Consider the following 12112-nt stretch of genomic DNA (forward strand, 5'->3'; position numbering starts at 1 on the left):
CCGCCTGCTCCGAGACGAAGCGCACCAACCCTACCGCGAAGGTAACGAGCACGAGCGCGATCAGGAGCGTGTAGGTGTAGAAATGGAACTTGAACGGCGGCATGCCGCCCGCGTCGGCATACCCCGTCATCTGGTTGAGCAGAGGCGTCGGCAATAGAAGGGCGAACAAGAGCGCAAGCGCTATGAGCGCCATCAGCAGGCGCTGCGAACTCTGGCTCAGCCGGCCTGTGACCATCCCCGTCGGCGCGAAGGCGAAGTTCGGGTGTGTCACGCCGGCGCCTCCGTCTCGCGGCCCGCCGCGCCCTGGCGCGGAGCGCGTCGCGGCAGGACCTCGATTTCGATGGCGAAGCGGCGCGCGCTGGCGTCCGAAGGATGGAACACGAGCTGCGGCGCGGGCCTGATCGAACCGAAATGGTCCGAATACCAGCCGCGCGCTGGGTTGGTGCTTCCCTTGAACATCTCGAGCCCGAGTTCGCCTCCGACGATCCGCAGCAACGGCTCTTCCCCGCGCAGCACGATCGCGTTTGCCCCGTCGGTTCTCACATCGAGGTCGGGATGAATCAGGAACGAGATCTCGACGAACGGGCACGGCTCGGTTTCCGCCTCGCTCGAAGCGGCACGAAGAATGTCGTGCAACGTGAAGCCGCGCCCATGCGCAACCAGATGCCGCTCGTGCATGAGCCCGTGCGAGGCGAGGTAGCCGTCGTGACCGGCGCGCACATAGGTCTCCTCGCCGTCGCCTTTCCACGCGATCAGGTTGCACTTCGCCCGCTGCCCCCAATTGAAGGGGCCGGCGACCCGGCTCTGATCGCGCTCATCGAGCGTAAGCGTGTTATGGAGCGCCGTGCCGCGCAAACGATCGCGCCACTCGCGGCCGGAGTGATAGAGGTAGGTGCCGGCGTCGACCAGGACCGGCTGGTCGTCGATATGAAGCCAGACGGCGAGAGCATCGGCATGGCCGTGCGCGGCGATCGAAAGATGGCCGAGCGGTCCGTGGTCCATTGCCATCAGCGTCCGCCTTCCGGCGATGGTGCGGCGAAACACCGAATAGCCGCCTTGCGAAAAGTGTAGGGCGCCCTCGCGGCCTACGCCTGGGGCAGCCGGGCCAAAATAGAGATCGCGCAAGGCGGGGCGAACCACCGGCGGCGCAAGCTCGGGCTTGTTGCGGAAGGCCGCGAGCGCGCCGAGCACAGAGCTTGCATAGTTGGCGTCGGGCCACGGCGCGGTCGCCAACACCCGGCCCTCGTCGTCGTCGCCGATGCGCGGAAGATGTCCACCCTCGTCGGTGATCGCCCGGAGGAAGGTCCCTGCCGCTGCCAGACGCTCGCCCACGCTCTCCGCAAAAGGTCTTCCGCTGCGCTCGCCCACAGCAAGACACAGCAGATACCATTCAAGCGTGAAAGCGGCGTAGGTCGGCGACTGCTCGGCGCCAACGCCGTCGGCGTGGAACTGATGCTCGACCTGCTGGGTGAGGAGCGCGCGCGCCGCTTCCGCTTCGCCAAAGATGCCGAGCTCTGGCCAAAGCGTGCCGAGCAGGAATAATGCCCCAGCTTCGGCAACGAGATGATTATTGGCCGACGAATGGCGCGACGGATAACGGGCGAGCCAATAGGCGTGGGCCGCGAGACAGGATCTTATCTTCCGCCTGAGCGCCTGTGGGACCCGTTCGGGACCGATGAAGCCGAGCACCACGAGGATCGATACCACGCGCAAGGCAAGCTCGATGCCGGACGCCCAATTGACCCCGAGGAAGGGCGGGTTGGCCTCGATCCACGTCTCGATCTCGGAGAGACAGAAGCCGGCCAGCGCCTCGTTGCCGTCATGGGCCGCGACGGCCGCCGCCGGTTGGAGATACTGAAGCCGGTTCAACTCCCACACGTATTTTACGTCGCCCAGGCGGCGCTCGGTGCGGTAGTCGATATCGAAGCAATAGGCCTCGCGCGGCCAATATCCGCCGGTCGGGGGGTCGAGATGGAAACGCGCCGTCCCGCGCGCGCCGCGCCAGGTTTGCCCGAGCAGGCTCATCCCCTCGGAGGTCGCCGAGCGCGCCGCATCGCGGAGCGCTGCTAAAAGCCCCGGGGGCATAGCCGCGAGCGCGCCGTCGAGAGGGGTGAGCGCCGGGAGAGGACCATCGCCTCTGTCGAAGGCCGCCCAGCCCGCCCGCTCGAGCCTCGAGACGCGGCGCTTCACCGCTTCGCCGAGCCTGTGCGCCACCTCGGCCCCGTCCATGGCGCGCAAGCGACGGTAATACCAAGTCGCCCGGTCGAGCCGGCTTGGCCTCGCGACCCCGGCTGCCGTCATATGCGCTGCCGCGCTCATTCTGCGGGGCTCGGGCTTGCGACGGCAATCGCGCCGCGCGGCTTGAACAGCGCGTCGTAGGCGGCGAGCAGCTTCGGCGCCTCGTGCTCCCAGGACAGCTCTTCGACGACCCTGATCCGGCCGATCGCCCCCATCTTGGCGCGCAGTTTCGAATCGTCGATCAGCGTGGTGATCTTGGCCGCCAGGTCGGCGGGATCGTTGGGCTTCGCATAGAGCGAGGCCTCCCCGGCCGACACGCGCCCCTCGGTCAGGTCGAATTGAACGATCGGCTTGCCGAGCGCCATGTACTCCATGATCTTGTTCATGGTGGATTTGTCGTTCATGGCGTTCGCCCGGTCGGGATTGACGCAAACGTCGGCGGTGTTGAGCACCTCGAGCAGGTCGCGATCGGGCACGCGGCCGGTGAAGGTGACGTAGTCGGCGATACCGAGATGTTCGGCGAGAAGCTTCATGTCGGTCAGCGCCGGCCCGCCGCCGACGATGCCGAAATGGATGTCGTGGCGGCCGAGATCGCGCACCAGAACCCGCACGGCCTGAAGCAGGAGATCAATGCCCTCTTGCTGGCCGATGACGCCGACATAGCCGACGAGATGGGCCCGCCCGCGCTTGAGCTCATGCCGCGGCGGCAGCATCTCCATGCGGCGAAGATCGGGCCCCGAGCGGACCACGAAGATGCGCCCCGGAGATACCCGGCCGCGCTCCATCGCGATCTTCCGGTAGGAGCCGTTGGTGGCGATGACGATGTCGGCGGTGCGGAAGGTCATGCGCTCGAGGAAGGCGAGCAGCCGCCAGACAAGATCGCGCCGGCCGAACTTCGCCTCGTAGAGCTCCGGGTTGATGTCGTGGTGGTCGAACACGAAGCGCGTGCCGGCCAAGAGTTTGAACAATCCGCCGATGAGGAAAATGGTGTCGGGCGGGTTGCAACCATGGATGACGTCGAACCCGCGGGTGATGAAGATGCGGATGGCGAGCCAGAGCTCGAAGACGAGCGCCGAGAGATATTCGAGCGGGTAGGCGAGCGCGCCCTTGGCTTCGATCGGCAAAGGGTGGCGATGGATATGGACGCCTTCGACGAACTCATAGGATGCCTCGGCGCCGACGCCCTTGGGGCAGATCACCGAGACCTCGTAACCGGCGCGGGCGAGCGTACGCGCCTCCGACCACACCCGCCGGTCGAACGGCACCGGCAGGTTCTCGACGATCATCAGGACGCGGCGCCCGGCGCCGCAGAGCCTACCAGTTGATGCCGTCATAGCGGTCCCCCAGCGTGTCCTTGCCGCCGATCCCGGCGAGATCGACGAGGATTTGCCGCTCGTCGAGGCGCGATGGCACCGAGGCGAACTCCACCGCGTTGTTGCCGATCACGATGACGTCCCCGTGCGCGAGCGCCTCTTCGATCGAATCGACCATGATCGAGTTGATGTGCGGGATGGCGTTGCGGATGTAATCCTTGTTGGCACCGGTCAGCGCCGCGAGATTGACGCTCTGGTCGTAGAGGCGAAGATCGAAGCCCTTGCCGATCAGCCGCTCGATCAGCTCGATCTGCGGGCTTTCGCGCAAATCGTCGGTCCCCGCCTTGAAGGCGAAGCCGAGCACGGCGATGCGCCGCCGCTTGAGCGCCATGATCCGCTTTGCCGCGCGCTCGATCTGCACCTCGTTGCTCGGCAGGATCGCCGACAGCACCGGCAGAGCGAGATCGAGGCTCTTGCCGAGATGCACGATGGCGCGCGTGTCCTTGGGCAGGCAGGAGCCGCCGAAGGCGAAACCGGGCTTGAGGTAGACGGGAGAGATGTTGAGCTTGGTGTCGCGGCAGAAGATGTCCATGACTTCGTGACTGTCGACGCCGACGGCCTTGCACACATTGCCGATCTCATTGCCGAAGCAGACCTTGAGCGCGTGCCAGACATTGTCGGCGTATTTCACCATCTCGCTGGTTTCGATCGAGGTGGCGATCAACGGCGCTTCGATCCCGTCATAGAGCTGCGCGGTCATGGCCGCGGCGGTCGGCTGATCGGCGCCGATCACCGTCATCGGCGGTCGGTCGAAATCCCTGATCGCGCTGCCTTCGCGCAGAAATTCGGGATTGTGCACGACCGAGAAATGCTCGCCCGCCTTCCTTCCCGACGAGCGCTCGAGCGCCGGAAGAACCGTTCCCCGCACGGTGCCGGGCAGCACGGTTGACCGTAGCACAATGAGATGGCCCGGTTTCTTCCCGGCAATCGCCTTCCCGATTTGGGACGATACGGTCTCGACCGCGTCAAGGTTAAGGCTACCGTTGGCGCGGCTCGGCGTCCCGACGCAGACGATCGAGGCCTCGCTGTTGTGAATCGCATCCTCGACGCTCGATGTCGCTCTGATCCGGCCGCTGTTAACGCCCGCGGCCATCAGCTCGTCGAGGCCGGTTTCCACGACCGGGGCTTGGCCGGCATTGAAACTCTGGACTTTCGAAAGATTGGTATCGACGCCGATGATCGCGTGGCCGTTACGCGCGAGACATGCCGCCGAGACCGCGCCCACATAGCCCAGACCGAAAACGCTCACTCTCATCTCGAGAACTCCCTGGCCCGACTGGTCGCTCGGCCGAAGCGCAAGGAGTGTGCCAGCCCAAAACAGGACGGCGCCGGGCGCGCGACGCCAAGCGTTACGGTGGCATGTCGCTTGCACTCCGTCTCTCGATCGAAGCGGTTCGGCACGCGCGCGGTGGGCGCCAGGCTTGCCGCTGTCAGGAGGGCGAGAAGCTCATGATCCAAGATTCACGGGCGCGCATGGGGCCTGGCGGAGCCCTGGTGGGAAGTCCCGTCGGCCACTTCGCGCCGGCGTTCGCCGTCGACGAGCGCACCATCGACCTCGCCGGACTGATCCACATCCTGCGCCGCCGAGCGAAGTTGATCGCGGCGACCGTCGCCTGCGTTCTGGCGCTCGCCGTGAGCTACATCCTCTTCACCACGCCGACCTACATGGCGGATGCGCGCATCCTTGTCGATCCGCGCAAGAAGCACACGGTCGGGACCGAGGTGGTGCCTTCCGGCCTCGGCGAGAATTTCGCCGAGAGCTTCGCTCTCGTCGACAGCCAAGTGAAAATGATTCTGTCCGACGCCGTACTCCGGCCGGTGGTCAGGTCGCAGTATCTTGCCGCCGACCCCGAATTCGGCGCTCCGCGGGAGCCCAATATCGTGCTGGGCCTCTGGCAGGCCTTCACCGGACTTCTGTCGAGCCCGCCGCCCGCCGAAAGCGACAACCCCGAGGAGCGCGCCCTGACCGCGCTCGTCAAGCATATGAAGGTCGCGCGCGACGATCAGACCTTCGTCATCGAGATCGACGTCACCACCGAAGATCCCGCCAAGTCGGCACGGCTCGCTCAGGCCATCGCCGAGTCCTATCTCGCCGATCAGTCGAATGACAAGGCCGAGACCACGCAGCGCGTGAGCGCGCTGATGGACGGCCAGCTCGCCACGCTCAAGAAACGCGTTCTCGACGCCGAGACCGCGGTCGAGACCTTTCGCGCCGCGCACAATCTCCAGGAGGCGGACGGCGAGCTGATCGACACCCATCAGCTTAAGGGTCTGAACGATCAGGTTATGTCGGCCCAGAACGACCTCGCCCAGGCCGAGGCGAAATACCGGCAGGTCGAGGCGCTGCTGAAGGACGGCGTCGATCCGTCGATGATCGGCGAGGTCATCGCTTCGGACACCATCGCCCGGCTGCGCGAGCAATACGCGCTTGCCGCCCGCAAAGAAGCGACGCTTGCCGTCAATCTCTTGCCGTCCCACCCCCAGCTCCAGGCCGCGCACTCGGAGGTGCAGCGTCTGCATGATCTCATCCGCGACGAGGTCAAGCGCGTGGCCGACGCGATCAAGCTGCAATACGAGACAGCGAAACAGCGTCTGGCCACTGCCGAGCAGGCGCTTGCCGCCTCGCGCCAGGAGGCCGACACCAACGACGCCGCCCGCGTGAAGCTGCGCGAGCTCGAGCGCGACGCCCGCACCACGCGGAGCGTCTACGAAAGCTTCCTCTCGCGCGTGAAGGAGATGAACGAGGCCGAGCTGATCGCCACCCCGGATGCGCGCATCATCTCGCCGGCCGCCATTCCCGACCGCGCCGCCTGGCCGCGCAAGTCGCTTATCCTCGCCCTTGCGCTCACGCTCGGCTGCGGGCTCGGCGGTTCGCTCGCCTTGACCGCGGAGCATCTCGACCGCCGCATCTACACCGGCAACCAGTTGCTCGCCGCGACCGGGCTCAACTCGCTCGCCTCGATCCCCTCTCTTCCCGTCAAGCGCGGGCTCCTCGGCGACGTGCTCGGCCGGCGCAAGGCCAACGCCAATTTCTACGATATGGTCATGGAGATTCTCGAAGGGGCGACGGAGTTCCGCGCCGCCGTGTTCCGTCTCCTGACCCGCCTCGTCAATTTCGAAACCTTCGGCCAGCCGCGCCTCGTGTTGCTCACCTCCTCGGTCGCGGGCGAGGGCAAGAGTGCTCTCGCGCTCAGCCTCGCCGCCGCCGGCGCCTCGACCGGGATGCGCGTTCTTCTCGTCGATGCGAGCCTCGCCGACCCGACCCTGTCCGAACTGATCGGCGAGCCGGCGCCGGGCTCCAAGCTCGCCCATCGCATCATCACCGATCAGAGGCTCGGCCTCTCGTTTCTGTCGCTGGCGACGCCCGAGCCGCAGCGCGCCGGCAAGTCCGGCCGTCCGGCTCTTGCCGAGGAGCTCGGCCAGATCGCAGCCGGCTTTGACCTCACCTTGGTCGATTGCGGCCTACTGCGCTCGGAGCGGAACGCCCCGGCCCTGATCGCAATCGCGCAGGCGATCCTGTTCCTCGCCCGCGCCTCGTCAACCTCGCAGGACGCCGCGGCGGCCGCGGCAGCCGACCTTCTCCAGATGGCGAACGGCAGGCGCTGCGCCGCCGTGCTCACCATGACCGGCGAAAGCCTCGAGCGGTGACGCCACGACCCCGTTCCAAGCATTGCCAACAACGAGGATGCCATGAGCGAACCGATTTTCACCTCCTGGGAAGAGAAGCATAAGTCGCTGTGGAGCACGCAGCCGCTCCTCCTCGAGCACCGGCTTCACACTTTGTCCCTGTTCGACAACGAGACGCTCGCCAGACTTATCGAGAGCTACCCCCGCGAGAACTACAGCATCGTGCTGGTGGGCGAGCGCAACGCGCGCAAGCTGTGGCGCGAGGGCGAGATCGGCGGGCTCTCCGGCGCTCAGGTGATCGAGGCGATCGCCGCGGGTCGGATGTGGCTCAACCTGCGCAGCGTCCACACCGTCGATAAGCGCTACGCCGAGCTCCTCGATCAGATCCTCGACGAGATGCGCGCGCGCACCGGCATCGCCCCCATCATCAGCCGCAACGCCGGAATTCTGATCTCCTCGCCCAACGCGCAGGTTTATTATCACGCTGACCTGCCGGGCCAATCGCTGTGGCAGATCAGGGGCACGAAGCGCGTCTATATCTATCCGCCGGTGGCACCGTTCCTCACCCCCGAGCAGATCGAGCGCATCATCTTGTCCGGCGTCGAGGTCGATATGGACTACGCCCCCTGGTACGACGAGCATGCGACAGTGGTCGATCTAAAGCCGGGCGAGATGGCGCACTGGCCGCTCAACTCGCCCCATCGCGTCGACAACCACGATTGTCTCAACGTGTCGATGACGGTCGAGTACTGGACCGATCCCATCCGCCGTAACGTGATGATGAACTGCGGCAACGCCCTTTTGCGCCACAAGCTCGGCATCACGCCGAAAAGCCACGCCCTGACCGGGCCCGGCTTCTGGCTCAAGGCTCTGCTTCAGGCGGGCGCCAAGCGTTCCGGCATGCTGAGACAGCAGCGTAAGGCGGCGCGGCCGGTCACCTTCAGGCTCGATCCCGCGAGGCCTGGCGCCGTGATCAATCTCGACCAGCACGCCGCGTAGCGTCATCCATGTCCGACAAGATCGCGATCACCGGCGGGGCCTCCGCCGCCGCTTCAATTCCGGCGCGCGTCGCCGCAGTGCGCCAAGCTTCGCCCGGCGGCTACGAGATCGCGCTCGTGAGCGAGTTCGGGATCATCCCCGAGCGGCTTGCGGCGCTCTCCCGGGGGAGCGCGTCGACCCTGTTTCAGCGGCCGGCTTGGCTCTCGGCCTGGTATGCGACGGTCGCCGCCCCCGAGGGGGGCGCGCCGCTGCTGGTCGAGGTGTTTGACCGCGGCTCGGGCGCGCATGTCATGACTTTGCCGCTGGTGAAGACCGGAGGACAAGGCTTCTCACGGATCGAGTTCGCCGATCTCGGCGTGACCGACTACAACGCGCCGATCCTCGGCCCCGCCGCGCCGAATTCGGCGGAAGAAGCGGCGGCGCTGTGGAAGCAGGTCCGCAAGGCCTTGCCCGGGGCCGATGTGATCCATCTCCGCAAGATGCCCGTGGCGCTCAAGGGCAGGGCCAATCCGCTCGCGCTCCTCTCGGGAACCCACCCTTCGACCTGCGCCGGTTTCTCCGTCACCATACCTGACGATTGGGAGATCTATCTTCGCTCGCTCTCCAAGAAGTTCCGCAAGGAGCTCGGGCGGAGTTCCCGCCTGTTCGATACTGCCGGCGACACGCGGTTCAGTCGCATCGAAAGCGCCGCTGAGGCCGCGCGCGTGCTCGATGCCATGAATGCGCAGCAGCGTAGCCGGCTCGAAGAGAAAGGCTACCAATGTCCTCTCGGCGAGGAGAGCTACAACGGGTTCTACGCGAGTCTTGTAAAAGACGGCATCGAAGACGGGACCGTTGTACTCACCACACTGATGTCGGGCGATGAACCGGTTGCGGCTCTTCTTGGCGTCACCGACGGCACGAGCTTCGCCATGGTGCGTCTCAGCCACGCCGGCGGCGAATGGCTGAGGATCGGGCTCGGCCGGCTCATCATCGAGCGCACCATGCGCGCGCTGCACAAGGATGGCTGCCGCCATTTCGATTTCACCATCGGCGACTACCCCTACAAGTCCGGCTTCGGCGTCGAGGCGAGCCCCCTCGTCGATCTCGTCAGCGCCGAGAGCTGGCGCGGCAAGACGCGCTCGGCGGGCGACATCGCCAAGGCCCGCGTCAAGCTGGCGCTCGCCAAAATGGGCATTACCTTCGTGCCGAAGGCAGTCAAGGAGCGCTACCGGCAGTATCGCGCCGCCGACTGAGGCGAGGGCGCCTCGAGGCGCCGCTATTTCGCGAGCACCATCAGCGAGTAGCCGCCGAATAGGCGCGCCGCCCAATCGGGGCTGAGCGCGAATAGCGCGCGCCGCGGCAACCTCATCAGGTCGGCCTTCCAGCCCCGGTTCGGCAGATCGACCGCGGTCGCGGTGTAGGACACATCGACGATGTCGTAACCGGCGTAGTGGAGCGTCGCGAGCGCCGTCTCCTTGGTGAAATAGTGCAGATGCCCCACGTCGTTGCGCAACTTGAGGATCGGCCGCGCCCGCAGCACCGACTGCACCGAGAGGTCAAGCGGGATGTGGAACAGCTTGTAGGCGGCCTTGGCCTTGAGCTTCTTGAGGAAGCCGAGATAATCCTCGACATGCTCGAACACGTCGATCGCCAGCAGCACGTCGTAGCTCTCCCCGCTCTCGGCGAGGAGATCGCCGAGCCTGAAGCTCAGGCCGGGTCTCTCCTTTGACCTGGAGAGCGCGAAGGCCTGCGGCGAAATCTCGTAGCCGTAAAGCCTCTTGCCGGGAAACGCCCGCGCCAGCACGTTGAGGATCTCGCCCGCGCCGCAGCCGACTTCGCACAAGCTCTCGAACGCAACCTTGTTCCGCTCCAGCATCGCCATGACGTGCTTCGCCTTCCACGGCGAATCCTCCTGGTGCCATGAGCGGTGCTCCGCAAGATAAGTTCCGTCGCTGTAGATGCTCGGCGCTCCCAAGACAGCCGCGCCGGTCTCGTCTCGCATGTCCGCCTCCTCGACCAAGAGATCAGTACGCATTGCGAAACGACTTCGGCGACAAAGCCGTGAGCGCGAGAATGTAGAGATCGAACGGGATCGACCAATTGTCGATATAGTAGAGGTCGTACTCCACGCGCGCGCGCATCTTCTCCTCGGTGTCGGTCTCCCCGCGGCAGCCGTTGACCTGCGCCCAACCGGTGATCCCCGGCTTGATGTTGTGGCGCCGGGCGTAGAAGGCGATCTTGCGCTCGTACTCGTAGTCGTGGGTGAGCGCATGCGGGCGCGGGCCGACCAGAGACATGTCTCCGAACAGGACGTTGATGAGCTGCGGCAGCTCGTCGATGTTCCAGCGGCGGAGGTAATAGCCGATAGGGGTCACGCGCGGGTCGTCGCGGGTCGCCTGGCGGATGATCGGACCGTCCTCGGTGACGTACATGGTGCGAAGCTTGATGATCTTGAACGGCTTCTGATTGAAGCCGTGGCGCCACTGGCGGAAGAACACCGGCCCCGGCGAATCGAGCTTGATCAGGATGGCGGCAAGGAGAAGGAGCGGCGAGGTTGCCATCAGCAGGCCGAGAGCAAGCCCGAAATCGAGGCAGCGCTTGGACAGCACCTCGATGCGCGTGAGCGGCGGGCGAATCAAATTGAGCATTATCGCCGGCCCGAGCCGCGACAGGTGAATTTCCGAAAACCGGTCGAAGATCGTCTCGGGCCCGAGCTTCACCGAAACCGGAATCGTCATCAGCCGGTCGGCGCAGGCGTTGACGGCATGAGCCGCCGACCAGGGCAGAAGCAGGACCACGTCGTCGAGCCGCGCGCGCCTGACCATGGCGGCCGCCTCGCCGAGCGCGGCGTGAAGCCTGGCGTTGCCTTCGCTTGAGTCCTCGAGCGCTTCATCGGGCACGACAACGGTGCCGCTCACGATCAGCCCCGAGCGGGCGGGATCGTATTTCGTCCTGAACTCCTCGATCTTGTCGGCCGTGCCGATCAGAACGCCCCGCCTAAGCGCAAGGCGCCCGCTCTGGAGCCCATGACGGATGACGCTTTTCCAGCCGTACTGCCAGATCATCAGGAGCGGCAGCCCGCTGACGTAAAACAGCAGAACGAAGCCGCGCGAATAGGTGCCCGAGATCTTCGCCACGAAGCTCACCGCGAGCATGCAGAAGAAGGCCGCGGTCCAGAGATAGAACTGGTAGCGCAACGAGCCCTTGGAATGCGCGGTGACGCCAAGCACGGGGAGGTGAAGGAGCCAGCGGAACAGGGCGATGATGGCCCCGACTTTGGCGTAATCGCCGATGTGGCCCGGCTCGTGGTAGACGCCGAGGTGATAGGCGGCGCCTGCCAGCATCCCGAGCCCGACGATAACGAGCGCGTCGGCTGCCGGCCAAAGCAACGAAAGGCTCCGCCCGAGAATAAGCGGAGCGTGCGGCGCGAGCGCTTCGCGGCTCGAGGCGACATGCGTCACGTCAGTCATGTGCGGGGTCTGTATCCTATTGGGTCGTCGCCGCTTGGCGGTGCAAGTTCGGGGCCGCCCTTAGCCGGTCGAAACCTTGTTCAGGGGAAGGGGGGCGTTCAACGTTTACCGTTGATTCACCTTAACGGTGATGGTCCACGGATGTCAGGCGGCGCAGCCAACCCTCGCGCAGTGCGGGAGCAAGAACACGACCTCGCGCGTCAGAACATCCGTTCCATGACGTAAATCGTGTCGCCGGGCTGGACCGGATAGTCGGTCGGCACCATGACGGTGCTCTGCACGCCGCCGAACTTGCGCGTCAGCCTGACCATGCGCTGCTTGGCGCGCTCGGTATAGCCTTCGGCGATGGCCACCGCGCTCTCGACCGTCATGCTGTTGACGTAAGGATACTGCCCCGGCTTGTTGACCTCGCCCAGGATGAAG

Annotated in this window: 10 protein-coding genes; 3 read left to right on the top strand and 7 right to left on the bottom strand. The window is 65.6% G+C overall.

Translation table 11 applies throughout. The features are described 5' to 3' along the window. The 4 genes from VFB18_RS00070 to VFB18_RS00085 all read right to left on the bottom strand — a co-directional run. On the bottom strand, positions 1–271 hold a 271-nt coding region (locus tag VFB18_RS00070), incomplete at its 3' end, for a hypothetical protein (protein WP_324970238.1). Further along, positions 268–2301, bottom strand: coding sequence for an alginate lyase family protein (locus VFB18_RS00075; protein ID WP_324970239.1), 2034 nt, complete (start codon positions 2299–2301; stop codon positions 268–270). The genes VFB18_RS00075 and VFB18_RS00070, both read right to left, overlap by 4 nt. 14 nt (positions 2302–2315) lie before the next feature. Next, the gene (locus VFB18_RS00080) at positions 2316–3572 is read right to left on the bottom strand and encodes a glycosyltransferase family 4 protein (protein ID WP_324970240.1); all 1257 of its coding nucleotides are present in this window, start codon (positions 3570–3572) and stop codon (positions 2316–2318) included. After that, the gene (locus tag VFB18_RS00085; RefSeq protein WP_324970241.1) at positions 3553–4866 is read right to left on the bottom strand and encodes a nucleotide sugar dehydrogenase; all 1314 of its coding nucleotides are present in this window, start codon (positions 4864–4866) and stop codon (positions 3553–3555) included. The genes VFB18_RS00080 and VFB18_RS00085 overlap by 20 nt, the downstream gene beginning before the upstream one ends. Before the next feature lie 194 nt (positions 4867–5060). Between VFB18_RS00085 and VFB18_RS00090 the strand changes: the two genes are divergently transcribed. The 3 genes from VFB18_RS00090 to VFB18_RS00100 are packed head-to-tail and all read left to right on the top strand — an operon-like array spanning position 5061 to position 9472. Then, positions 5061–7259 (top strand): exopolysaccharide transport family protein, encoded by a 2199-nt coding sequence (locus VFB18_RS00090; RefSeq protein WP_324970242.1) that lies wholly within the window; start codon positions 5061–5063, stop codon positions 7257–7259. Positions 7260–7301: 42 nt separating this feature from the next. Continuing rightward, the gene (locus tag VFB18_RS00095) at positions 7302–8237 is read left to right on the top strand and encodes a cupin-like domain-containing protein (RefSeq protein WP_324970243.1); all 936 of its coding nucleotides are present in this window, start codon (positions 7302–7304) and stop codon (positions 8235–8237) included. An 8-nt stretch (positions 8238–8245) separates the two neighbouring features. Next, positions 8246–9472: a GNAT family N-acetyltransferase gene (locus VFB18_RS00100; RefSeq protein WP_324970244.1), complete on the top strand. Its 1227-nt coding sequence runs from the start codon at positions 8246–8248 to the stop codon at positions 9470–9472. A gap of 23 nt (positions 9473–9495) precedes the next feature. Here VFB18_RS00100 and VFB18_RS00105 read toward each other — a convergent pair whose 3' ends face one another. The 3 genes from VFB18_RS00105 to VFB18_RS00115 form a co-directional block, all read right to left on the bottom strand. Further along, positions 9496–10221, bottom strand: coding sequence for a class I SAM-dependent methyltransferase (locus tag VFB18_RS00105; protein ID WP_324970245.1), 726 nt, complete (start codon positions 10219–10221; stop codon positions 9496–9498). 22 nt (positions 10222–10243) lie between these two features. Next, positions 10244–11689 carry an exopolysaccharide biosynthesis polyprenyl glycosylphosphotransferase gene (locus VFB18_RS00110; protein ID WP_324970246.1) on the bottom strand — a complete coding sequence of 482 codons (1446 nt, stop codon included), beginning with the start codon at positions 11687–11689 and terminating at the stop codon, positions 10244–10246. 200 nt (positions 11690–11889) lie between these two features. Next, positions 11890–12112 (bottom strand): polysaccharide biosynthesis/export family protein (locus VFB18_RS00115; protein WP_324970247.1); only part of this gene is annotated, 223 nt, incomplete at its 5' end.

Source organism: Methyloceanibacter sp. (assembly GCF_035650995.1).
Classification (GTDB): domain Bacteria; phylum Pseudomonadota; class Alphaproteobacteria; order Rhizobiales; family Methyloligellaceae; genus Methyloceanibacter.